Raw genomic sequence first — 22,552 nt, forward strand, 5'->3', positions numbered from 1 at the left:
GATCAATCTAACGCGACGGCGGGGTCCGGCCGGGTGGCGGTGGGCGGGACCGGGGCCCGCCCGTACCGGCGACGCCTCAGCGCAGCGCCTCCGCGACCTCCCGGGCCGCGTCCATGACCCGGGGGCCGACCCGTTCCGGGACGACCTCCGCCAGCATGACGACGCCGACGCTGCCCTCGATGCCCGTGACGCCCAGCAGCGGTGCCGCCGCCCCGCAGGCCCCGGCCTCCAGTTCGCCGTGGGTGAGGGTGTAGCCGGGGTCGTCCGCCCGCTGCTGCCGGGCCGAGAGGATCGCCTTGCCGGCGGCCCCCCGCTCCAGCGGGTGCCGGAACCCCGCCCGGTACGCCACGTGGTAGTCCGTCCAGGACGGCTCCACCACGGCCACCGCCAGCGCCTCCGCCCCGTCCACCAGCGTCAGGTGCGCCGTCGCGCCGATGTCCTCCGCCAGCGACCGCAGGGCCGGCATCGCCGCCTCGCGCACCAGCGGGTGCACCTGCCGGCCCAGTCGCAGCACGCCGAGCCCGACGCGGGCCCGCCCGCCCAGGTCACGGCGTACCAGGGCGTGCTGCTCCAGCGTGGCGAGCAACCGGTATATGACGGTCCGGTTCACGCCCAGCTTGTGGGAAAGCTCGGTGACGGTCAGCCCGTGGTCCGTGTCGGCGAGCAGCTTGAGGACCCGCAGTCCCCTGTCGAGCGTCTGAGAGGTCTCCGCGGTCACGACGCCCACTCCTTCAGTGGTGAGGTCGGCAGCCCCTCGCGGAAGGCCCGTCACCGAGTCCCGTCGGTCACGCGCTTCAGAGGCCGCCGATCGGCCGGCGGCCCGGCCTGGTTCCGGGCACAGTCGCTTCACGGCTGCGCTCCGCGGCGGCGCTGCCACGGGGCGTGTGCGTAGCGGGACAGTAGCGAGCCGGTCCGCTCAGCGGAAGGCTCCGTCCAGAATCCGGGCACCTTCACCGGCAAAGTGGTTCCGTTTGTCCGGGTACATGCCCTCGCTCCCCCGGCGCCGACGTGCGGCACCCGGGGTCACCGCATGCGGGTGGCCCACTCCCGCACCTTGGCGATCCGCTGGCGCAACTGCCCCGCCGTGGCCTCCGCCGCGGGCGGGCCGCCGCACACCCGGCGCAGCTCGGTGTGGATGACGCCGTGCGGCTTGCCGCTCTGGTGGACGTACGCGCCGACCAGGTTGTTGAGCTGCCGGCGCAGCTCCATCATCTCCTTGTGGGAGACCACCGGTCGCCGCTCGGCGGGCAGTTCGAGCAGGTCGGCCTCGGCGTCCGGTTTCTTCCGACTGTGGGCGATCTGCCGGGCCTGCCGCTTCTGCAGCAGCAACTGCACCTGGTCGGGCTCGAGGAGTCCGGGGATGCCGAGGTAGTCCTGCTCCTCCTCGCTGCCGGGGTGCGCCTGCATGCCGAACTCGGCGCCGTTGTACATGACCCGGTCGAAGACGGCGTCGGACTCCAGCGCCTCGAAGGGCAGCATGTCCTGCTCGCCGGTGTCCTCGTCCTGCTGCTTGTTCGCCTCCTCCATCTCCTTCTCGGACTCGGCGTACGGGTCCTCCTCGCCGCCCTTCTTCGGCCGGTCGAGGACGTGGTCGCGCTCGCGCTCCATCTCGTTGGCGAAGCCGAGCAGGTCCGGGACGGTCGGCAGGAACACGGACGCGGTCTCGCCGCGCCGCCGGGACCGCACGAAACGGCCGACGGCCTGGGCGAAGAACAGCGGGGTGGAGATGGTGGTGGCGTACACGCCGACCGCGAGGCGGGGCACGTCGACGCCCTCGGACACCATGCGCACGGCGACCATCCAGCGGTCGTCGCTGCTGCTGAACTCGTCGATCCGCTTCGACGCGCCGGTGTCGTCGGACAGCACCAGGGTGGCCTTGTGGCCGGTGATGTCGCGGATGAGCTTGGCGTAGGCCCGGGCGGACTCCTGGTCGGAGGCGATGACGAGGGCGCCGGCGTCCGGTATGGCCTTCCTGACCTCGGTCAGGCGCTGGTCGGCGGCGCGCAGCACGGCCGGCATCCACTCGCCGCGCGGGTCGAGGGCGGTGCGCCAGGCCTGGCTGATCGCGTCCTTGGTCATGGGCTCGCCGAGGCGGGCCTCGATCTCGTCGCCGGCCTTGGTGCGCCAGCGCATGTTGCCGCTGTAGGACAGGAAGATGACGGGACGCACGACGTTGTCGGCGAGCGCGGAGCCGTACCCGTAGGTGTAGTCGGCGGCCGACCGCCGGATCCCGTCGTCGCCCTCCTCGTAGGCGACGAAGGGGATGGGGTTGGTGTCGGACCGGAACGGCGTACCGGTCAGCGCGAGCCTGCGGGTGGCCGGTTCGAACGCCTCCAGGCAGGCCTCGCCCCAGGTCTTGGTGTCACCGGCGTGGTGGATCTCGTCGAGGATGACGAGGGTCTTGCGCTGCTCGACGCGGTTGCGGTGCAGCATGGGGCGCACGCCCACACCGGCGTAGGTCACGGCGACGCCGTGGTACTCCTTGCCGAGCGGGCCCGCGCTGTACTCGGGGTCCAGCTTGATGCCTATCCGCGCGGCGGCCTCGGCCCACTGCTTCTTCAGGTGCTCGGTGGGCGCGACGACGGTCACCTGCTGCACGACGTGGTGGTGCAGCAGCCAGGAGGCCAGCGTCAGCGCGAAGGTCGTCTTGCCGGCCCCGGGGGTGGCGACCGCCAGGAAGTCGCGCGGCTGCTCCTGGATGTACTTCTCCATCGCCCCCTGCTGCCAGGCGCGCAGCTTGCTGGCGGTGCCCCAGGGGGCGCGGCCGGGGAAGGCGGGCGACAGGTGGTGCGAGTGGGGGGCGGCGCTGGAACTGGCGGTGGTAGTCACGGTCTCCGTCGTGGGGGTCGAGCGGCTCGGATGCGTATGACGACCGGGCCACCCTACCCACGGGCCGATGCGGCCGAGACTCTGACCGTGCCGGGTCCCCCGGGGGTGGGACCGACGTCACATCGACGGTTCGGACAGTTCCCGCAGGGTCTCGGAGATGGCCTTGACCTCGTCCACGGCGCCGGTGGCCACCGCGATCACCAGGCGCTCGGCGGCGTCGATGTCCGGGCGCAGCTGCACGTCGTTCATCGCCAGGAAGACGACGCAGGAAGTCCACGCCGTTCGCTTGTTCCCGTCAACGAAGGGGTGGTTGATCGCGAGGGACTGCAGGAGTGCCGCGGCCTTGTCGAACAGGTCCGGGTACGCCTCCTGGCCGAACATCGCGGCCGCCGGACGGTGGACGGCCGACTCCAGCAGGCCCGCGTCACGGACGACGACGTCCTGGTCGTCGACCGCGAGATCCGCGATGGCCAGGACGTCCTCGGCCGTCAGGTAGACATGGGTCACTTGAGCCTCTCCAGCAGCTCGGCCCACTTGGCGGTCTGCTCCTTGGCCGCCTTGCGCACGAGCGCCTCGTGAGCCGTCCGGGCCAGGTAGTCGTCCACGGCCCTGAGCAGTATCGCGTGCATACTGACTCCCTCCTCCTCGGCGCGCAACTTCAGGGCTTCCGTCTGGTCGTCACGAAGACGCAGGTTCATGGCCATACCAAAACGGTACCACCGAATGGGGCCAGACTGGTACCACTTAGGAGGCGGCCCGCAGCCGCGTCGTCACCCACGCCCCCACCAGCGCCACCGCCGCCATCGGCAGGAACACCGCGGCGAAGGCGGCCGGGTGGGAGCCGGTGCCGGCGGTCTCCACGGCCGCGTGGCCGGCCATGCCGCCGCCGAGGGCGGCGAAGGCGGCGCCGCCCATGGCCAGGAGGAGGACGTTGGAGAGGCCGTCGGAGATCTGGAGGGCGGCGGAGTTGGTGCCGGCCTCCTCGGGGGCGGAGAGCTGGAGCAGCAGCACGCTGGTGGAGGAGATCACCAGGCCCATCCCGAGGCAGCCGAAGGCCCAGGCGACGGCCGTCGCCCAGGCGGGCACCGCGGGGATCAGCACGCTCGGGGCCCCCGCGATGGCCCCCGCCACCAGCACCATCCCGAAGGTCATCAGCCGCTCCCGGTACGGCTCCAGCCGCGGCCGCGACTGCAGCCAGGAGCCCAGCGCCCAGGTCACGCCGCCCGCCGCGAGCGAGAACCCGGCGAGCGTCGGGCTGAGCCCCCGCTGGGTGACCAGCATCAACGGCACGAAGGACTCCGCGGCGATGAAGGACCCGGCGGCGACACCGCGCAGCAGCACCACCGAGGGCAGCCCGCGGGCCGCCCGGTACGTGCCGCGCGGGAGCAGCCCCAGCACCGCGGGAACGAGCAGCGCCACGCCCAGCGCGCCCGGCAGCAGGGAGATCCAGCGCAGGTCCTGGGCGGCGTACTGGAGCAGTCCGGCGCCGAAGGAGATCGCCAGGGCGAGCCGGATGCGGCGGCGGTCGAAGGAGGCCGGCGCGTCCGCGCCGTCGCCCACCGGACCGGACGCCAGGCGGCGTATCTGCGGCAGCGCCAGGGCCAGCGGGAACACCACCAGCGCCGGGATGCCGAGGAACACCCACCGCCAGCCGAGGTGCTCGGTCACCGTGCCGGAGGCCAGCGGGCCGACGATCGACGGCACCACCCAGCTCGCCGCGAACGCGGCCATGATCGCCGGCCGCAGCCGCTCCGGGTAGGCCCGCCCGACCACGACGTACAACGCGACGATCACCAGCCCGCCGCCGAGCCCCTGCACGGCCCGCCCGAGGATGAACGGCCACATCGCGCCCGCCGTCCCGGAGAGCAGCAGGCCGACGGCGAAGGAGGCGATGCCCCAGGTCAGCGGCGCGAGCGGGCCGCGCCGGTCCGACCACTGGCCGGAGAGCACCATCCCGAACAGGCTCGTCGTGAAGTACCCCGAGAACGCGAACGCGTACAGGGACACCCCGTTCAGCTCCCGTGCCGCCACCGGCATCGCCGTACCGACCGCGGTCGCCTCGAAGGCGATCAGCAGCACCACGGAGACGATCCCGATGCTCAGCGCCCGGTAGGGGCGGCTCAGTACGGTCGCGTCGGGTGCGGGGTCGAGGGCCGGGGCGGGGCCGGTGGTCCCGGCGGGGTCGGCGGGCGGGGCGACATCGGTGTCGCGCGGGTTCGGGGCGGTCATGACCGCCAGAGTAAGGGCCACGGACTGCTTTGACCCCTGTCGGGGGTCGGGTCCGCACCGGGACCTCGGACGTACGACCCCACCGCCCCCGCGTGAACGGCGCGTGGCAGTCCCGTTGCGGCGCCCGCCGTTCCCTTGAGCACCGCTCCCTCCGCGGCCTACGGTCGGTGCACCGGTTCCGAGGAACTCCGACGAACACGGCCGTGTGCCCGAGTGGTTGAGGGACTCGCCTGCAAAGCGAGTTACACGGGTTCGAATCCCGTCACGGCCTCCACTGCCCTGACCAGGAAAAACGAAAGGGCGGCACCTCCTCGGAGGTGCCGCCCTTTCCGCTGTCCGTCTCAGTTGCCGTCTCAGATGCTTGCGCTAGACCGGACCGTGCTGCCGTCGGGGAGTCCACCGAGGTGCGGCCCCGCGACCCCGCCTAGCCTGATGCAGCGCAGGCGCATCCGCACGCCGCCAGCCAGCTACAGAGCTCGGCAGGAAGTCGCCTCTGAAGCCGACCAGGACGTACCAGGGAGTCTGTGCCCTACGCAGCGGCGACCTTCACCTTCTTCTTACGCTTTGGCACGCCGAAGATATGGCCATACCGCTCACCGAACAGGCCGGAGTACTCGTAGGCGATGTTGTTCGCGAGGGGGATCGACCGGGACTGCGAGCCCCCACCGGTGATCGTGTCGTTCATCGCCGTGTCCTTCCACTTCCCGACCGGCTCTTGCTTGAGTGTCAGCGCGAGGGCGTCCAGGTCGATGGTGTCCCAGTTCTTGTCAATGATGATGGCGACCGCGCGGAGCATCATTCCGTCCCACGAAGTCGGATCGTGTCCCCATGCGTTGAGGACCGTCGTCAGAGTCTTGGGAAGGAGCCCCTCCTGCGGGTCGCGCATCCCGTGAATGACCTTGAGTGCCTGGATGGCCGCGATGCCCTCCTTCGAGGTGCCGCCCGACACATGGAGACCGCAGCTCCTCACGTCCGCATCAATTTTCACCGCCTCAAGCTCTCCGGCAGTCACCGCCACCTTGAAGTTCTCGAACGGCTTCACAGCGCGGCGGTCACGGTTGGCCGCGAGAAACAGCTTGGCCTCCTGCTGCCTGGTGAGCCCTTCATAGACCATGCAGTCGCGGAGGAACTCCGGCCCCTCCATGCGCCGGGCGACCTCATTGGAGTGCTGGCCGTCGAGGACGTAGTCACCGTCAGGGCGCCGGGAGACGATCGCTGGGAGCAGCACCTCACGGTCCCAAATTTTCTGCAGCTTGTTCGCCCACTTGGAGAGGAACTGCCTCTGGGAGTCCATCTTGGGATCGACCTTCATCTGGCCGACGGCGATTGCTTCGTAGTACTTACGGACCATGGACATGCGTGTTTCCCCCTGCAGGCGAAGACGGCTGAGTGGTCATCACCCTACGCGGAGATTTTTCCGCGTGTTTGAGATTTACGCGAGTTGCATATTCTCGCCGGTCACGAATCCTCGCGTGCCACTCACTGACGTGCACTCGTGCACCTCAGTTGAACTGCACACGAGAGCCATCCGCTCCGCTGTCGTCGCTGTTCGACCGGCCCGTCTCAGCCCTCCAGATCAGACCATCGACCTGCCGTGCGACGTCGGCCCGCACGGCGTCCACCATGTGCTGGTATCGCGCGGCCATGGCGGTGGTCGACCATCCCATGAGACCCATGACGGCCCGCTCGGGGACGCCGAGGATCAGCAGAACCGTCGCGGCCGTGTGGCGGGCGTCGTGAAGGCGCCCGTCGCGAACGCTCGCCTCCGCGAGGAGGGCCTTCCACTCGGCCCAGTCCCGGCGATGGGACGGGCTACGACCGTGTTCGTCTGGGAAGACCAACCCGTTCTCCTCCCAGCGCTTCCCGGCCGCTGCCCGTTCTCCTTCCTGTGCCTTGAGGTGGGCGCGGAGTAGATCAACGAGTTGCTCAGGGAGACCGACGGCACGGCGGCCAGCGCGGGACTTGGTGGTGGCCAACTCCGGGTTCGTGCGACGCCTCTGCGGGCAGTACCCGGCGGCCTTGCGCCCACAGGGGTCTACGCACCCATGGGCGTACTGCGGCCGGTGGCGACTACGCCGGACCACAAGGAACCCACCGTCAAGGTCCACGTCCTCCCACCTGAGACCGAGCACCTCACCTTGGCGTAGTCCAAGGGCGAGGGCGACGGCCCAGCGGGCGGAATTACGGTGCTGCTCGGCGGCTTTGAGCAACCGCTGCACCTCTTGGATGGTGTAGGGCTCCACCTCGTACTCCCCCGTCTTCGGCGCCTTGGCCAACGGAACGGGGTTCCTACCGAGATGACCGCGCCGCACGGCCTCATTGAGCGCCGTGCGCAAGGTTCGGTGCACCTGGTGAGCGGTCGCAGGCTTGCTGCCGTTCGCCTGCATCTTGGCGTAGAACGCCTCGAGGTGCTCGGGCTTGAGCCTGTCGAGACGGTGAGCCCCCAAACCAGGGATCAGGTGCTTCCGCACTGCGACGCCGTACCCGACCATTGTGTTGTCGTTGACGGCGAGGGGTGCAACGTTCTCGATCCAGTGCGTCAGCCAAGCCTTGACCGTCCATGCCTTACCCGGCTTCTTCACTGTCTTGGCGTCGCGCTGCTTCTCCAGCTCACGGACGGCGGCCGTCACCTCGGCGCGGGTCTTGCGTTCGACGTGGCGGCGGTCGGGCCGGCCGTCATCACGGATGCCGACGCTCACGCGGCCGTGCCACTTGCCGTCTTTGCCCAGGTAGATAGATGAGCGGCCGTTGGGCTGTCGGGTGCGCTTCTTGTCTTCCGTCACGGGCGGACTCCTTCAGTCGGGGTGTGGAAGCAGCCCGGGATGCCACCTCGTGGTGAGGTGGCATCCCGGTATGAGGTGATCAGACAGCGCCCTGCTCAGCGCGGCGGCGGGCGAGGTAGGCGGCCGGGGCGTCGGCGGGGACGCGTCGGAGTCCGCCGATGGTCAGGGACTCCAGTTCCCCGGTGCGGATGAGGGCGTAGCAAGTTGTGCGGCCGATGCGGAGGCAGCGGGCCGCCTCTTCGACGGTCAGGAGAACGGGGGCCAGGTCGCCGGCCTCGGCGAGTGGTGCGGTGTCCACGGTGGCGATGCGCAAGGAACGGTCTCCTCTCGGGCTGTCCGTCGTGGTCGTGGTGGTGTCTGGATCGGGAGTTCGCGTGTGTCCGAGGTGCGGATTTCTGCGTCACCTGCGTCATCTGCGTCATTCACCGCTCTGACCTGCTGTTTCGCGGTGACGCAGCACGGCGGGGATGCGTCACCGGTGACGCGGGTGACGCGGGGTGACGCAGGAATCGGCCGTCTGCGTCACCGCTGTTTCGGCAGGTCACCGGCCGTTTTCGAGGTGCGGGTGACGCAGGTGACGCAGCGTCTCTCTCCTTCGGACAAAGAGGGGGTGGTGTCTGTTGTGGTGCGCGGCTCCGAGCGTGAAAGAAGGAGCCGCTGCGCGGCGCGACCCTCGCAGGGCGGCGCCGCCGCCGAACAGCAAGAGGAGCACGCGCAGCCGGGTGCTCCTCTTGCTTGTCCGGACCGGTCGCGGGGCCGCGCGGTCAGAACGCCGCTTCCTGCTCCGGCGGGGGCGCCGCGGCGGCCGGCCGGGCGATCTCGATATAGCGGGAGGTCTTGGTGCGCCCCCAGTCGATGAGGACGCCCCGGGCCGCCAGGGTGGGCTGCAGGCGCTTGAGCCGGTCGGAGAGCACCTTGCCGGTGGTCGGCCACCCCTTGGGCAGGGGGCGGCATTCCTCGCCCGCGTAGAGGCCGGTGAGGCAGTGCAGCCATTCGGCGGACGTCATCCGCTGCTCGGCCCCCGGCTCGATGCCGGCGGCGTGCCTGAGCACGGTCTGCGCCAGCAGGTCGCCCTCGATGACGTCGTCGTTGAGGTCGTCCAGGCTGGCCCGGTAGGCGGCCAGCGCGCCCAGGCCGGTGGCGGCGTCGAGCTGCGCGCACAGGTGCGCGAAGTCGGCCATCCGCAGGTCGGTGGGGATGTCCGCCTGCGCCGCCCGGACCTGCACGGTGAGGTCCAGGAGCGAGCCGAGGATGACGGGCAGCACCTGGGCGAAGTCGGACCACAGTTCCGCCTCGGTGCGCCGCACCCGGGGGCGTTCCAGGCGGAGCGGCAGGAGCCGTTCGGCGAGGTCGGGCCGGATGACGCCGACGTCGATGCCGGTCAGCAGCAGGGGGCGGCGGTAGCCGATGCGGAAGACGTCCCCGTCGGTGAACAGGGCGCGCTTGACGTTCTCGGCGCCGGTGACGATGCAGCACATCGCGTCGGACAGTTCCGGGGTCATGTGGGAGAGGTTGTCCAGGGCGGTGACCCAGCCGGCCGCCACCGCCGTGATCAGGTTCTCCTCGTCCTTCGGGGCCCGGCGCAGGTCGCCGGTCATGCCCTCGATGATCCGCACCAGCATCCGCCCCCCGGTGGACTTGCCCGCGCCCTGCGGGCCGGTGAGGAACGGCGCCGGGACGGGCACGTCCGGCCCCAGGCAGCCGATGAGCCAGGCGATGGCCAGGCACTCGGTCTCCGCGGTGGCGAAGTTGCACAACCGCAGCAGCAGGTCGATGCCCTTGCCGTCGGTGTCCCGGGCCGGCAGCGGCAGTTCCCCGGTGAGCTGGGTGCGGCGCCAGCAGACTTCCCGCGGGTCGGGGGTGCGGATGTCCCAGCCGGTGGGGTGGATGCGCACGGACTGCCCGTCGGCCCGGCCCAGGTCCAGCCAGGTCGCGCCGTCGAATCCGGGGGCGACGCGGATGTGGACCGGCTGCACGTCCTCGGTCAGCGCCAGTGCTTCGATCAGGTCCAGCGCCTCCTTCATGGCGGTGCCGTTGAACACGCCGATGCCGTCCCGGAACAGTCCGACCATGAGTTCCTGGCGGTGGCTGCCCGTGGTGCCCTGGGAGCGGATCGGGCGGGCCACGGGGTGGCCGTTGCGCTGCGCGTACACGGTCCCGTCCGCGGTGCGGAAGTACCGGAAGTGCGCCTGCGCGTAGTCGGTGATGATCTCGCGAGCGGGGGTCTTCTCGTCGTCGGACATGGTCACAGTCCCAACCGGGTGCGGGCGTTGGTCCACGCGTCCGTGCAGTGCCGGACGGTCTCGCCCTTGGCCTGCGCGGCGGTGAACAGGCGGGCGACGTGGGCGTCGGTGAGGCAGCCGCACCGGCCGTGCTTCGACAGCACCGCGAGGAACGTCCCGTAGACCGTGGCGTGGATCGCGCTGGACGCCTCGGTGATCCGCTGCTCCGCCATCGCGATGCCACGCTCCAGGTAGGCGGGCGTGCGGTGCGGGCACCCCCCGCCACCCGGCCCTGCGGGCACGGTGACGGCCTGCGGCGCCGGCCGGACCGGGGCGGGCTCCTTCACCGCAAGGGCGCGCACGGCATCCGGCAGATCGGCCATCGGGCCGGTGCCGGGCCCGAGGTAGCGGGCGTAGGCCATGGTCGACTTGATGTCCACGCCGGGCCGCACCGCGTTCACGGACCGCATGGCGCCCCGGTAGATCCAGTGCTCCCCGCGCGTCGTCTCCACGGTCCGGGTGGCGGGCAGGGCGGTACGGGCCCACGCGATGGCGTCCGCGTCGTCCAGGTCCACCACGGTCAGGCCGGCGCCGCCGGGGTGGTAGCCGACGCACACCGCGCGCCGCCACGCCGCCGCCCACCGGGGCGAGGCGATGACGGCCGGGTCGGTGGTGGCCGCGGCCCACGCGTGGCAGACGCCGGGGCAGCGGCACGGGCCCGGGGTCTTCATGTTCGGCCGGCCGCCGCACGCGTTGTCCGCGCACGTCGTGCAGTTGCCGAACGGGACCTTGCCCCGACGCAGGGGCAGCACCGGCAGGCCGGACGTGGCGAGGCTCAGCGCGGTGTGCTGGGGGTGCAGCGTCTCGCTCATGCCGCCACCCCCAGCGCGACCGTGGCGAGGAACGCGGCGCCGATGTGCTCGGTGTAGGCGGGCGGGATGGCCTCGGTCAGTTCCTCGCGCACGTCGGTCCAGTCGATGCCCATCGCCGCCTGCAGTTCGGGGACGCTGGGCTTGCCGCCGCCGTTGCCGTAGGCGGCCACGTACGGGCCGTCGTAGAAGCGGCCGTGCCGGTAGCCACGCACGCGACCCCGATGCGGCACGTGGGCGGGCCGCTCGATGGTCCAGCCGCCCAACTCGAAGTTGCGGTGCCGGATGACCCCAAGGCCGAACATCTCGCCGCACAGGGTGAGGTCCTTGCGGATCTGCGCGCGGCCGTTGGGCTGCTCGATCACGTAGGGCAGGCCCGACGCGTCCAGCAGCTCCCGGGTCGGGGCCACGAGGTCGACGTGCGTACGTCCCCAGCCCTGCGAGGCGTTCGTGCCCACAGTCAGCGCACACCCGTGCTGGCAGGGCGGGGAGGCGTGCACGAACGCGTACCGGCGGATCTCCCCCGTTTCGATCAGGTGGGCGAGGTGGGCGAGCGCGTCGCCCCGGTGGCGGGGGAAGGGGTAGTTGGGTCGGTCGGCGATGTCGCAGCCGTCGACCGCGAAGCCGGCGCGGGCGTAGCCCACGGCGGCGCCGCCGGCGCAGCAGAACAGGTCCAGCAGGCGCGGCCGTGGGGCGCGCACTCGCCGGATGGTGGTGGGTTGCGTCATGCTGGGAGACCTCCACAGGTCAGTTGGTTGGCAGGTGGACAAGGGCGGCCCCGGACTCATTGGCGTGAAGCGGGGGCCGCCCTTGGCGTAGCTAGCCGTAGAACTTGTTGCGCTTGATCACGGCCTTGCGGATGTTCACGGTGGTGCCGCCCGGGTGGCCGCTCGCGCTGAAGACCTGCACGGCGATCCATCCGCCGAAGATCACGGCGGCCAGGGTGACGAGCTGACCGATGAACGCGGTGAGCGCGGCGATGAACGAGGTGAGCAGCAGCAGTCCGCCGCACACCGCGAGGAAGCCGACGCCTCCGAGGGCGACGTTCACCGCCGTGCGGGACACGGTCGGCTTGGCCGCGACCGGTTCGGGCTGGGTGGGGTTGATGGCGTAGCCGGTGACGACGCGGCCGTCGGGCAGGACGATGCTCGCCATTGCCGGGACGGCGCCCGGCTGGACCGGCACGACCGGCGCCGACACAGCCGCGGCGGGCGGGAGCGGGGTCGGGCGGTGGACCTCCACGGCCCGCTGTGCGGGCGGCCGGTGGGTGTGGTCGGGGTACATGCGGAATCCCTTCCGGTGCTCGGTGGGGGAGGCAGCGGCACACCCTGCGGAGTGCCGTGTGGAGGGGGTTTCGGGAGTCTGAGCAGGTAGGCTCCCCGCCTCCCCGAGACGGTGTTTTCGCTGATCAACGTGGGTGAGGCGGCCCGGGGAGGGGGTTGGGGAGTTCTCCCCGCCTCCCCGGGCCGGAGGAGCGTGCCTCCCCGCTACTCGGCGGCGGAAGCGGAACCGTTCGTGTCGCGGTTGGCGAGCGCGCGCAGGACGTGATCGCGGTGGACGACCATGACGCCGTGCGACTTCTTCGGCTCCTCGCCGTGTTCCTCCAGCAGGCTCTTGAGCCGGTCGTTGGTCCACTGGTCGCCGTAGACCTTCGGGGCCAGGGCGTGCAGCCGCTTGAGGACCTCGTTGGTCCGCAGCCGGGGCGCGTCGCCGATGACGGCGGCGACGTCGGCGAGCGCGTCGCGCTCCTCGGCCTGGTCGACCACGCGCAGGGTGGTGACGCCGTCGCGCAGGGCCTTGGCCCGCTCCGCGATCTCGGCGGCCGGCTCGTCGTCGATGAAGTGGGTGCGGACCGTGATGGAGGACTGGCCCGCGGGCATCTCGATGCCGTCGGAGGCGACGACGAGGGTGCCCTTGTCCAGGCCCTGGCGCAGCAGGTGCGGGGCGGCGCCGTCGTCCACGGCCTTGTCGCCCAGCGCCATCCGGGACTGGGTCTCGGTGCCCAGGACGAGGGAGGCGCGGGTGTGGGCGCCCTCGCGGACCAGCTTGGGCAGGTTCTGGTCGGTGGGGTCCTGCGTGCCCTGCCACATCAGCACGTCGACCGCACGCCCCTGGTTGTGGATCTTGCGCACCGCCATGAAGTAGCGGGAGGTGGCCTTGGCGCCGCCGTAGGGGCGTCCGTCGTCGCCCTTGACCGGGCACATGAACGCCACCTGCGCCTCGTCCACCAGGACGATGAGCGGCGGGAACGTCGCGGCCGGGTCGGTGCGGCGCACCTCGATCCGCCGGTTCATCTCCTCCACCGCGTCCTCGACCATCTCGGTGGCCTGGACGACGTGCTCGTCGGACGGGCCCTCGATGAGGACGTCCGCGATGCCGTCGTACATGCTCCAGTCGCCCACGCCCTTGAGGTCGGCGATCCAGAACTGCACCGTGCGGTCCAGCGACAGCCACAGGGCCAGGGAGCGCAGGGCGGCGGTCTTGCCCTGGTTGGAGCGGCCGGTGATGAGCAGGTGCCGCTGATACACGCTCAGCTCTGCGGCGTCCCCGCGCAGGTTCCGGCCCCACGGGGCCTTGCCCTTCTTGTAGTCGGCGGTGATCGTCTCGTCGGTGACCAGCGGAGAGGGGCCGATCGGCTCGTCCAGCGCCCCGGAGTCGGCGATCCACAGCCGCACCGTGCGTGCCGCCTGCGGGATGGTGATGAACACCTCGTGCTCGTGCCGGGTCAGGTTCTCGGCGAGCTTGCGGCGCTTGCTCTGCACCTCGTTGGTGGCCACCCCGGACGGCAGGGTGACGTCGACCTCGACACCGCACCCGGCGATGGTGATCGGTCCGAGCATGGACGCGCCGGCGTCGCCCATCTCCTTGATGGCGTTGCGCAGGGCCGGGACGCCGAGGTCGCGCAGGGCCTTGACCACGATGGACGGCGTGATCGGCTCCCCCTCGCCGCCCCGGACGTTCGCGGGCAGGGCCCAGGCGGGGGCGGCGTGCTGGTTGCGGCCGACCGACCACAGGGCCAGCAGGGCCAGGAGCGGGCCGATGGTGAGCGCCGGGCCCCACACGATCTGCACGATGCGGATCAGCAGGGCGATGAAGTCGATGGTCGCCGTGAGCGGGGTGACGACGTGCCCGACGTTCTCCGTGCTGATCGCCAGGACGATGCCGAGGGAGACCAGCACCCCGATGCTCATGCCGGCGCCGACGGCCACGCCCTTGGCGGCCTCCACCGGGGAGTGCAGCAGGTCCATGCGGCGGTGGTGGCGGGCGGCCCGGAAGCGCTGCAACCGCTCCTCCCACTCCTCGGCCGCTTCCAGGTTCCCCGCGGCTTCCGCCGCCCGGATCATCCGCTCATAGCGGGCCCCGGTGCGGCCATCCCAGGTACGGCGGGCCACGATCCGGCCGCCGTTGACCGTGTACAGGCCGTGCCGCGCCACCGCGCGGATCATGGTCTTGGTCGTCTCGTGCGTGACGGCGGTCTTCACCGCGCGGCCGGAGCGCACCCACAGCGGCACCGACCGCGCCGGCGGCGCGTCGGGGACGACGGTCAGGGTGGTCACGGTCGCCGGATCGGCGGCCGGGGTGTCGGTGTGCTTGTGGAGGTGGACGACGTTCTCAGACATGCTGGAACTGCTCCTGACTGCCCCCTATGGGGGCGGAAGTAAGGGAGAGCAGGGGTGGCCGTGTCCGTGGAAAGAAGCGGCCACCCCGGCGTGCGGGGGTGGGCTGGTCACCACCAGCCGGACGACTTCTTGGCGGCCCTTTCGCGGGCGGCCTCGGTGATGAGCCGCTGCCGCTCGCCGTGCAGCGCGGACAGCTCCGCGGTCAGCCGCATCTCCGCGGCCGACCCGGTGGACTCGATCTGCTGCTCCGCGCGGCCGGCGCTGCGGCCCCGCAGAGTGCGGTAGGCGCCGCCGGTGACGGCGCGGGCCATGGCACGGCGCTCGCGGCCGTTGAGCGGCCACAACTCGCCCCGGCGCACGGCCTCCAGCTTCTTGGTGGTCTGCCGGATCTCGCGGTCCAGGCGGCGCAGGTCGGCGTTGCTCATGGTCGGGTGCTCCTCGGGTCGGTTGCGAGGGGTGCGCCGCTACGGTGTGCGGCATGGGTGGGGGATCCGCGGGCCGTGTGCGGCCGTGCAAGTGGTGCCATGCGCCGGTGCGGCAGCCCCGCAGTTGGTGGCGCAGGCGGCGGTACTGCAGCAAGCGGCACCGCCGCTGGTACCGCTGCTGGCAGGCTGTCTGGACCTTCCTGGACAGCCTGTAGCGGTCACACGTCAGAGCCCTCGGCACCGGGGTGGGCGCAGGACCCGCCGGTACCGAGCGAGGCGGGGCGCCACCGGGAATACCGGCAGCGCCCCGTCACGCGGCCACGCGCTTCCACGCGGCCCGCAGGCGCACCTCGGAGGCGGAGTGGCCGGCCGCGCGGAAGCGGGCGGCCATCTCCCGGTAGGACAGGGCCGGGGTCTCGCTGGTGCGGATCTCGTCCACGAGCACGTCCAGCGCCTCATCGGTGAGCGCCGGCGCGGCCTCCAGCGACCGGGACGCGACCGGCTCCGTGGGCCCCCAGACGGGAAGCTCCCAGCGGGGCGTGACGCCGGGTGTGACGCGGGCCGTCACGCTGGTGAGCGCCCTGCCGGTGTCCTCGCCGCCGCGGGCCGTCTCCAGCGTCGCCCACGCCGCGGACAGGGTCTGGGCGGTCCTGGCCTGCACCCGGGCGACGCGGGCCCCGGCTGCCGTGACGGCCGTCAGCCGCGTCTCCTCGGTGGCCGCTTCCGCCCGCAGGCGGGCGCGGGCCACGGCCGCCTCGTCGCGCGCCTCCTGCTGAATACCCCGGATCGCGTCCAGTGCCACCGGGGTGAGGGCGGTGCGCTCCCACAGCCCGTGCACCAGCCACAGCACCTTCGCGGCGAGCGGCAGCCAGGCCACGGCCAGCCACGCCCCGGCCGACTCCTCGGCGGTCAGCGCGTGCGCGGCCAGGACGCCGGTGGCGAGCAGCCCGAAGGACCAGCCGACGGCGGTCACCGCCCGATTGTGGTCGCCCTGCGCGGCCAGCCGGCGCTCGTAGGCGAGGGTGGCCAGCCAGCCGCCGTCGATGCCCAGACCGACCACCAGGGCGACCGGCCAGGGCACGGCGGTGCCCAGCCACATCACCACCACGGCCAGGGTGAGCACCATGGACACGGCCGTCATCGCCACGGCCGGCAGCACGGTCTTCGCGCTCATGCCGCGCCTCCTTCGCGCTCGCGCAGGTCCAGCAGCATGTTGATCTCGTGGTGCCTCAGCGCCTCGTTCACGCGGTCGCCGGCCAGCGCGCACGCCCGGGCCATGACCACGTTCGCCTCCAGCGCCCGGTCCAGGACGGCCAGCAGGCCGGCGCCCGCGGCGGCGCGGGGGCCGTAGACGATCTCGTGCAGCGTCACCGCGCACCCCCTGCGGTGAGCAGGGCGGCGAGGAGGAGCAGGGCGCCGCCGGTCATGGTCAGGTCGACCGCGCGGCGCAGGTGGGTGAACTTGGCGACCGCGAGCCGGGACAGGCCGGCGATGTCGGCGGCCAGGTCGGAGGAGAGGGCGGCGGGGATCTCGTCGGCGGGGAGGGTGGCCCACAGCGGGAAGCCGTGCCGGCCGCCCGGGTGCGGCCCACCCAGGTTCGGGCGGACCGACCGCAGCAGCAGCCCGGCCGCGCCAACCAGCAGCACCAGACCGACCCCGCCCGTGACGACGGCGGGCCGGTTCAGCGGCAGGTCGCGGGCGAGCGTCCAGGCGCCGGCCAGGACCGCGCCGACGAACGCCAGCAGCAGCGCCGTCTTGCTGTCCGTGCGGGCGATCTCCGCCCTCACCTCGGCGTGCGCAGCGGTCAGGGTGCGGTCGGGGGCGCTCACGCGGCACCCCCGGGCAGGCTCGCGCCGGCCGTGCGGTTGACCAGTGCGACCCGGGCGGCGAGCGCGCGGCGGCGGGCCCGACGGATGCGCCGGGCGTCCAGCTCGGTCGGCGTGCGGTCCAGCGTGGTGATGTGCGCGTCCAGAAGGTCGACGTCCGCCAGGATGACGGGCATCTCGGTCTCGATCGCGTCCAGCTCCGCATCCGTCGGCTCCATGAAGTCGGCGAACGCGGTAACAACGTCCTGAACAGTGACGATGTGGCTCATGGGTCGTGGTCTCCCTAGCAGGTGAAACGGCCCGAACAGCGCCCCCGGAGCTGCAACTCCGGGGGCGCGCGCCGTTGAAGTCGGGGTCCCGGCTCCCCTCTGCGCTGCACGTGCGAGACGTGCAGCGGAGGCAACCGGCCGCAGCAGGGCTGCGGAGGTGTCGAATCGCGCTGTACAGCACACGGAGATCCCGTGTGGCCGCCTACTTGGCCGAGGAGAGGCGGCGTGATCCCCATGCAGTTGTCAAGGAACCTGCGCTTCCTTCGTACTCACCCCCGCGGGCTTTCCTCCGGGCGCCATTCGTGCAGGTCAAGTAGGTTTCGCAAGCACTCCTCAGGCGGCATCGACCGAGACCCACGAGAGGAACATGTATTACTTGTTCTCCATCTTGCAGAGGGAGGTTCGCTCCGTCAAGCCCTTCGGCTGTTCGGGTCCCGTGAGCCCCCTCGCTCGATCCATCTACAGACTGGCGCCGGCGACGGCGACGCTCGACTCCGCACCTGTACGACTTGGGTTCTTCTTGGCTAGCGTGAAGTCGTACCAAGTCGTCCCGGACGGGCGGAGGTTGACAACGTGGCGAACGAGCGGCTGCGCGGCGCAATCGTGGACTTAGGGTTCACACTCGATGAGGTAGCCGCGAGACTCGGGGTCGCCCCGAAGACGGTTGAGCGATGGATCAACGATCCGGAGCGAAAGCCATACCGGCGCTTCCAGTACGCGACGGCTTCACTCCTGAAGTGCGAAGTGTCGTATCTCTGGCCCGACGAACGCACCTCTGCAGAGGTCACAGCCTCCGGCAACGCGGAGTTGGTCAGGCTCTACCCGCACCGCTCCGTGGTGATGCAGAGCCTTTGGACGGACCTCTATTCCAAGGCGCGGTGTCAGTTCGATGTGCTGGTGTACTCCGGCTTCTGGCTGACCGAAGATGCGACGTTCCACCGCATCGTGAAGGAGAAGTCAGCCGAGGGAGTGCCCATCCGTTTCCTACTGGGAGAACCCACCTCCCAAGCGGTGGCCATGCGCGGGGACGACGAGGGCATCGGCGCGGCGATGGCAGCCAAGATCCGGAATGCTCTCATCAACTACGGACCGCTCTTCGGCCTACCCGGTGTTGAGTTCCGCCTGCACAACACCACCCTTTACAACTCGATCTATCGAGCCGATGACGAAATGCTGGCGAACGGTCATATCTACGGCGTCGGTGCCTACATGGCCCCTGTACTGCACCTCCAGCGCGTGCCCGGTGGCGAGCTGTTCGACGCCTACGCTGAGAGCGTGGAACGTGTCTGGGAGTCCGCCCGGCCGATCTCCTCGCCCGCCGACTGGGAAGGCACACACTAATGAGCCGTATCGACTACTTCCGCGACCCAAACGCACCGAAGGCCAACTCTGTTGTCCCCTCGGTCACGGCCGTGGTGCGAGACGACTTTGGACGACTACTGCTCATCCACAAGACCGACAACGACCTGTGGGCACTACCCGGAGGCGGCCACGACATTGGCGAGCGCATTGGCGACACGGTCGTTCGAGAAGTCTTGGAGGAAACGGGGATTCAGGTGGAGGTCGACAACATCGTCGGGCTCTACACCGATCCGGAGCACGTGCTTGCGTACGACGACGGAGAGGTCCGGCAACAGTTCTCCATCTGCTTTCGGGCCCACCCCGTGGGCGGGTCCCTGCGCACGAGCAGCGAATCGAAAGAGGTCCGCTGGGTTGAACCAGCGGACCTAGACAGACTGGACATCCATCCGTCGATGATGCTCCGCATCCGGCACGGCCTGGACACGACGCGGAAAGAGCCCTACATCGGCTGACGGCGGGCAGAAGCTTGCGCCAACCGCTTCTCAACGCGTCCGGCCGCTGCATGGATGTCCGGAGCTGCACGCTGGATGAACCGCCCCACGATCGTGTCCGGGCCGTACCGCTGCACGATCTCGTCCAGCCGTTCCACCGGCGTCGTTTGCGTCCCATCCGGCGTCGTCGTCATGTCGCAGTAGAGGAGTGCGTCCGCCAGGTCCGAACGCTCTAGCTCGAACTCGCCCTCTAGCTCCTGTCGCAGTCCACGTTCCTCGGCTTCCAGGAGAGCGCAAGAGTGGTGTGCGACGAGACGCACAACCCGCTCGTCTGCTCCTTCCTGGTCTCGGAGGAAGCGCGCGCCGTCCAACGGGTGAAAACCCGTAGCAGCGATGGCCGGCGAATAGCCGATGTCATGCAGCACGGCCGCCGCTTCCAACAGCTCCGCGTTGTCCCCCAGAATTGGGCTCAGGGAGCGAGCGCGCTTGGCGACTCCGAGTGAGTGCGCCCACCGGCGCGGCAGCGGATCGGAAAGCAGCGATTCAGAGAGCGTGTACGCCCACTCAGTCAGTCCCATGACGGCCAAGACTACGGGCGGGCGGTGGAAGCCGGGAGGGCACGCACGGTCCGTCCCTTGCCGTGCACGGTGGCGAGCAGGCCGTTTCCCTCCATCTGGGCAAGAACACGGCGCACAGCGGTCCGGGACGCTCCGAATCGCTCGCACAGCTTCGCTTCAGACGGGTACGTGTCCCCTACTGAGAGTGAGTCCTCTTGGATCACGTCCGTCATGCGCTCCGCAAGCGACCGCCGGTCACCTCCCCGGATCACGCGCCACCCGATCCCGGGGGCGGACTCGACAACCCCGTCAGCTTCGAGAACCTTGAGCGCGCGGCGGATCGTGTTCCGGGAGACGCCGTGCGAGTCCATCAGGTCGGCCTCTGACGGCAAGGTGTCGCCACCCTGCTTCGCCTGAATCTCGCTTCGCAGCGTCTCCGCAATGATCAGGTAGGTTCCGCGCGGACTGGCCTCCGGCACCTCTGCTCCTCTCGCATCGCTCCATTGCTCGCTGCCAAGGGTCGCATGGCCGCGCCACACGCGGACCGGAGGCGTAACCGGACGCTCAACGACAGCAACCATTGATCAGGGGCATACCCAAAGAGAAGTCATCCAGGTCGCCGGGCGGGGCCTATTTCTTCTTCTCTCGCTTGAATGTCATTTGTATACGGGCAAGAGTCGGCACCGAACCGAGCATCTTTACGCGCTTACTGAAGCTACGCAGGTTCACTTTACTGAAGGTTGGCAAATCTTCCGGTATGCGCTGACTACCGTCAAAGGCAACGGCATATGTGACGAACTTGGGCGGCACTTGAGATGCAGCCTCAACAAGATCAGGATTGATTGATCTTACGGCCTCGATGAAATCACTTCGGTATTTCGCATCAACGATTATAGTTTGCGCCGACACGAACCCCTGAGAGAAAAGATGACTTAGCGTCTGACTCCCCGAGTACGGCTTGACATGCACAAAATACCCGTCCACATGTAGCAAGTCGCACGCCTCGATCTCGTCACCGTCTTCGCTGTACAGCTTCTCCCTGTCGAGGCAGATTAGATCTGTACGACCTTTTACCGCATTGCGGTTGTAGTGCTTCTCCCAATTATTTTGCGCACCCCAGTCGTCCCAAGATATCAGCTGTAGAGCATCTGTGACATCCTCAAGGAGAGACAGGTCCTGATCGAGCTTTTCCGTGTACTTCTCCGCAAGCGCATACCATTTGCCTAGCGTCAGAAGGTAGCGCCTGTGTTGATCGCCCGCCTCGAACACAAGCCAATATTTCAGCGGCTTAGCGGGACTCGCCGAATCACCATTCGCGTCACGAGCCAATATTTTGATGTCACTCAAGCAAGAGACACCAAACTTACCAGGGAATGAGAACAGAGCAGTCCGTAGCGCGTCGAGGCTCATCACCTCGAATGTTTCTTCCAGGTCGCCCCTGTAGATGAGGAAGTCGTGCACGTTCTCCACGGAAACATCGTCCGGTGGAGCGAACGAGAGTACGTGAACGTTCAGCGCACTAACGGCGAGCTGCGCCAGTGGTTGACCTCGCGGCTTCCGGGCACGCTCGCCGAAAAGCTCATCCACTAAAAGCTTCTCCAGGTCCTTTACGATCTCACTCTTGACTCGCAGTGGTTCAAGGGAGTCGATGAAGGCCAGATCCTTATGAGCCGTACCACTTTCCGCAGTTTCCAGCATTTTACCCAAAATTTCGCGAACCTTATTCAAGTCCGTGTCAACTTTGAACGAGACTGAATCTGTCGCTACTACGGCTCCTAGGTCAGGGAAGTCCAAGCCCGCATCAAGCTTGCCAACAAGTTTTTTCGTGAACTCGCCGTCCAGCTCAATCTCGAAGTCACTGATTCGCGTGTTAGCCGGTATCTGCACCCATTGCGAACGGGAGGAAGCATCGATTCTGCGGCTACCAACCGCATTCATCGCCTGACTGTCGAACCGGCGAGCCGCGAACTTCAAACCAAAATTCGCTTCGACCCATGACCATTCTAGTGTGCTACTTCCATAACCGAAGCAGACAGCAAACACCCGGTCGGCAACCGGGAGAAAAATGACCAACCGATTCGAATAGTTTAGAACCGCCTCAAGTTCCTGGAAAACAGGAGCGAGAAGCTTGGCCCACGCTGGCTGCTTCTCCGACATATCTCTCAGGTAAGCCGCGCACCCTTTCGGGGCCAAAGGTGCGTCAGCAAGCTTCCTCATACCGTTCGACTTTCCCGGCCGGTATTGCGGCCGAAAAGCCTCCTCGTATGAATCGAGCCCCTCCCGCAAAAGGAAACAGTTGAAACGGAGCGTCGAAGCGTTACCAGCCATGACTCACACCACCCCCCAGCGACGTAAGGGGATTTTTGTATCACACAGTGTCCAACAAGGGAATAGTTTCCGTCACCATACGCTCGCATGCGAACAAAAGTTCGCAGCGTGCTGCTCGGAGTGGAGTCACATGCTCGCGTCGCGATTACTGGGTGCTGTAGGCCTGTCCACTCGTGCTCCGCCTACTCGTCAGCAGGTGCCGGCCAGGCAAGCGCTTGACTCCAGTGAGCCGTGTCCGTCTCAGTTTCCGTCTCGTTCACGGTCATCCGAGGCCGTTCACCGTGCCCCCTCGAACGGAGCGCCCGTACGGGATTGAACGGTCGTGAACGCGTCCACATGACGCCCTGACCAGCCAGGACAAACCTGCAAAGCGAGTTACACGGGTTCGAATCCCGTCACGGCCTCCACCGCCTCGACCAGGCGAGCGGGATCACCGCGGCCCGGTCGTCCCGTGGCGCCCAGCACCACTCCACCGTCTTGGTCGGGGCGGTGTGGGACGCGCTCCCTGCCCCCCACCACCCCTCGTCACTCGTCGCCCTTCACGAACGAGCCTTGGCCCAGCACGGTGTAGAGCCGTCCCTCCGCCCGGAGAGCGGCCACGGCTTTCTGCACCGTCGAGGGGGCCACGTCCAGCTCGGCCGCCAGCTCGTTCACGGCAGGGAAACGCCCGCCTGCGGGGTACTGCCCGGCATCGAGGCGCCGCCGCAGTTCCTCTGCCACCTGGGGCCAGACGGGCACTGAACGGTCAAGATCCATGCAGCCGAGAATCCGCGAATCTGCACAATCACGCGACCGCGAATAC

Annotated in this window: 25 protein-coding genes and 2 tRNA genes; 5 read left to right on the top strand and 22 right to left on the bottom strand. The window is 69.2% G+C overall.

Annotated features, from left to right (window positions below; all coding sequences use genetic code 11):
- Nucleotides 1-76: 76 nt before the first annotated feature.
- From CP969_RS15700 to CP969_RS15720, 5 genes are all read right to left on the bottom strand, one after another.
- Nucleotides 77-718: an IclR family transcriptional regulator gene (locus CP969_RS15700; protein ID WP_016826068.1), complete on the bottom strand. Its 642-nt coding sequence runs from the start codon at nt 716-718 to the stop codon at nt 77-79.
- Between the two features lie 305 nt (nt 719-1,023).
- Nucleotides 1,024-2,829: a DEAD/DEAH box helicase gene (locus tag CP969_RS15705; RefSeq protein ID WP_004987500.1), complete on the bottom strand. Its 1,806-nt coding sequence runs from the start codon at nt 2,827-2,829 to the stop codon at nt 1,024-1,026.
- A 117-nt stretch (nt 2,830-2,946) separates the two neighbouring features.
- Nucleotides 2,947-3,336: a type II toxin-antitoxin system death-on-curing family toxin gene (locus CP969_RS15710; RefSeq protein WP_016826067.1), complete on the bottom strand. Its 390-nt coding sequence runs from the start codon at nt 3,334-3,336 to the stop codon at nt 2,947-2,949.
- Nucleotides 3,333-3,533 carry a ribbon-helix-helix protein, CopG family gene (locus CP969_RS15715; protein WP_016826066.1) on the bottom strand — a complete coding sequence of 67 codons (201 nt, stop codon included), beginning with the start codon at nt 3,531-3,533 and terminating at the stop codon, nt 3,333-3,335. Before CP969_RS15715 ends, CP969_RS15710 begins: the two co-directional genes overlap by 4 nt.
- Nucleotides 3,534-3,573: 40 nt before the next feature.
- A complete protein-coding gene (locus CP969_RS15720; protein WP_016826065.1) occupies nt 3,574-5,058 on the bottom strand; it encodes an MFS transporter in 1,485 nt (494 codons plus the stop codon).
- A gap of 199 nt (nt 5,059-5,257) precedes the next feature.
- Here CP969_RS15720 and CP969_RS15725 point away from each other — a divergent pair.
- Nucleotides 5,258-5,332 (top strand) — tRNA-Cys (locus tag CP969_RS15725).
- Between the two features lie 255 nt (nt 5,333-5,587).
- Here the strand turns inward: CP969_RS15725 and CP969_RS15730 are convergent.
- The 9 genes from CP969_RS15730 to CP969_RS15770 form a co-directional block, all read right to left on the bottom strand.
- Nucleotides 5,588-6,415, bottom strand: a complete 828-nt coding sequence (locus CP969_RS15730) for a DUF6551 family protein (RefSeq protein ID WP_016826064.1) — start codon at nt 6,413-6,415, stop codon at nt 5,588-5,590.
- A 145-nt stretch (nt 6,416-6,560) separates the two neighbouring features.
- Entirely contained in the window at nt 6,561-7,841 is a 1,281-nt protein-coding gene (locus tag CP969_RS15735; RefSeq protein ID WP_016826063.1) for a tyrosine-type recombinase/integrase, read from the bottom strand.
- A gap of 79 nt (nt 7,842-7,920) precedes the next feature.
- The gene (locus CP969_RS15740; protein WP_016826062.1) at nt 7,921-8,154 is read right to left on the bottom strand and encodes a helix-turn-helix domain-containing protein; all 234 of its coding nucleotides are present in this window, start codon (nt 8,152-8,154) and stop codon (nt 7,921-7,923) included.
- 451 nt (nt 8,155-8,605) lie between these two features.
- Complete coding sequence (locus CP969_RS15745; RefSeq protein WP_026085139.1) at nt 8,606-10,084, bottom strand: hypothetical protein; 1,479 nt, start codon at nt 10,082-10,084, stop codon at nt 8,606-8,608.
- Between the two features lie 2 nt (nt 10,085-10,086).
- Nucleotides 10,087-10,935: a bifunctional DNA primase/polymerase gene (locus CP969_RS15750; RefSeq protein WP_016826060.1), complete on the bottom strand. Its 849-nt coding sequence runs from the start codon at nt 10,933-10,935 to the stop codon at nt 10,087-10,089.
- Entirely contained in the window at nt 10,932-11,660 is a 729-nt protein-coding gene (locus CP969_RS15755) for a DNA cytosine methyltransferase (RefSeq protein WP_026085138.1), read from the bottom strand. The genes CP969_RS15750 and CP969_RS15755 overlap by 4 nt, the downstream gene beginning before the upstream one ends.
- A 91-nt stretch (nt 11,661-11,751) precedes the next feature.
- Nucleotides 11,752-12,216, bottom strand: a complete 465-nt coding sequence (locus CP969_RS15760) for a hypothetical protein (RefSeq protein WP_016826058.1) — start codon at nt 12,214-12,216, stop codon at nt 11,752-11,754.
- A gap of 203 nt (nt 12,217-12,419) precedes the next feature.
- Complete coding sequence (locus tag CP969_RS15765) at nt 12,420-14,552, bottom strand: FtsK/SpoIIIE domain-containing protein (RefSeq protein WP_016826057.1); 2,133 nt, start codon at nt 14,550-14,552, stop codon at nt 12,420-12,422.
- 107 nt (nt 14,553-14,659) lie between these two features.
- On the bottom strand, nt 14,660-14,977 hold the full coding sequence (locus CP969_RS15770; protein WP_016826056.1) for a hypothetical protein: 318 nt from the start codon (nt 14,975-14,977) through the stop codon (nt 14,660-14,662).
- A 53-nt stretch (nt 14,978-15,030) separates the two neighbouring features.
- On the opposite strand from CP969_RS15770, the gene CP969_RS33240 reads away from it, so the two are divergent.
- Nucleotides 15,031-15,192 carry a hypothetical protein gene (locus tag CP969_RS33240; protein ID WP_191093697.1) on the top strand — a complete coding sequence of 54 codons (162 nt, stop codon included), beginning with the start codon at nt 15,031-15,033 and terminating at the stop codon, nt 15,190-15,192.
- Nucleotides 15,193-15,287: 95 nt separating this feature from the next.
- On the opposite strand, the gene CP969_RS15775 is transcribed toward CP969_RS33240, so the two are convergent.
- From CP969_RS15775 to CP969_RS15790, 4 genes are read right to left on the bottom strand one after another with little or no spacing between them, the layout of a single operon-like run.
- Nucleotides 15,288-16,151 carry a hypothetical protein gene (locus CP969_RS15775; protein WP_016826055.1) on the bottom strand — a complete coding sequence of 288 codons (864 nt, stop codon included), beginning with the start codon at nt 16,149-16,151 and terminating at the stop codon, nt 15,288-15,290.
- Nucleotides 16,148-16,348: a hypothetical protein gene (locus CP969_RS15780; RefSeq protein ID WP_016826054.1), complete on the bottom strand. Its 201-nt coding sequence runs from the start codon at nt 16,346-16,348 to the stop codon at nt 16,148-16,150. The genes CP969_RS15775 and CP969_RS15780 overlap by 4 nt, the downstream gene beginning before the upstream one ends.
- Entirely contained in the window at nt 16,345-16,806 is a 462-nt protein-coding gene (locus tag CP969_RS15785; protein ID WP_016826053.1) for a Pycsar system effector family protein, read from the bottom strand. The genes CP969_RS15780 and CP969_RS15785 overlap by 4 nt, the downstream gene beginning before the upstream one ends.
- The gene (locus CP969_RS15790; RefSeq protein WP_016826052.1) at nt 16,803-17,072 is read right to left on the bottom strand and encodes a DUF6284 family protein; all 270 of its coding nucleotides are present in this window, start codon (nt 17,070-17,072) and stop codon (nt 16,803-16,805) included. The genes CP969_RS15785 and CP969_RS15790 overlap by 4 nt, the downstream gene beginning before the upstream one ends.
- A gap of 573 nt (nt 17,073-17,645) precedes the next feature.
- Here CP969_RS15790 and CP969_RS15795 point away from each other — a divergent pair.
- Both CP969_RS15795 and CP969_RS15800 read left to right on the top strand, forming a co-directional pair.
- On the top strand, nt 17,646-18,413 hold the full coding sequence (locus tag CP969_RS15795) for a helix-turn-helix domain-containing protein (RefSeq protein WP_016826051.1): 768 nt from the start codon (nt 17,646-17,648) through the stop codon (nt 18,411-18,413).
- On the top strand, nt 18,413-18,886 hold the full coding sequence (locus CP969_RS15800; RefSeq protein ID WP_016826050.1) for an NUDIX domain-containing protein: 474 nt from the start codon (nt 18,413-18,415) through the stop codon (nt 18,884-18,886). The genes CP969_RS15795 and CP969_RS15800 overlap by 1 nt, the downstream gene beginning before the upstream one ends.
- On the opposite strand, the gene CP969_RS15805 is transcribed toward CP969_RS15800, so the two are convergent.
- The 3 genes from CP969_RS15805 to CP969_RS15815 all read right to left on the bottom strand — a co-directional run bounded on the left by CP969_RS15805 (nt 18,874) and on the right by CP969_RS15815 (nt 21,750).
- Nucleotides 18,874-19,443, bottom strand: coding sequence for an HD domain-containing protein (locus tag CP969_RS15805; protein ID WP_016826049.1), 570 nt, complete (start codon nt 19,441-19,443; stop codon nt 18,874-18,876). The genes CP969_RS15800 and CP969_RS15805 overlap by 13 nt on opposite strands.
- 11 nt (nt 19,444-19,454) lie before the next feature.
- A complete protein-coding gene (locus CP969_RS15810) occupies nt 19,455-19,901 on the bottom strand; it encodes a GntR family transcriptional regulator (protein WP_016826048.1) in 447 nt (148 codons plus the stop codon).
- Nucleotides 19,902-20,052: 151 nt separating this feature from the next.
- Nucleotides 20,053-21,750, bottom strand: coding sequence for a DUF6119 family protein (locus tag CP969_RS15815; RefSeq protein WP_078495407.1), 1,698 nt, complete (start codon nt 21,748-21,750; stop codon nt 20,053-20,055).
- 318 nt (nt 21,751-22,068) lie between these two features.
- On the opposite strand from CP969_RS15815, the gene CP969_RS15820 reads away from it, so the two are divergent.
- Nucleotides 22,069-22,157 (top strand) — tRNA-Leu (locus CP969_RS15820).
- 118 nt (nt 22,158-22,275) lie between these two features.
- Here the strand turns inward: CP969_RS15820 and CP969_RS15825 are convergent.
- Complete coding sequence (locus CP969_RS15825) at nt 22,276-22,506, bottom strand: GntR family transcriptional regulator (protein ID WP_026085137.1); 231 nt, start codon at nt 22,504-22,506, stop codon at nt 22,276-22,278.
- Nucleotides 22,507-22,552: the final 46 nt, after the last annotated feature.

It is taken from the genome of Streptomyces viridosporus T7A (assembly GCF_008704515.1).
Classification (GTDB): Bacteria; Actinomycetota; Actinomycetes; order Streptomycetales; family Streptomycetaceae; genus Streptomyces; species Streptomyces viridosporus.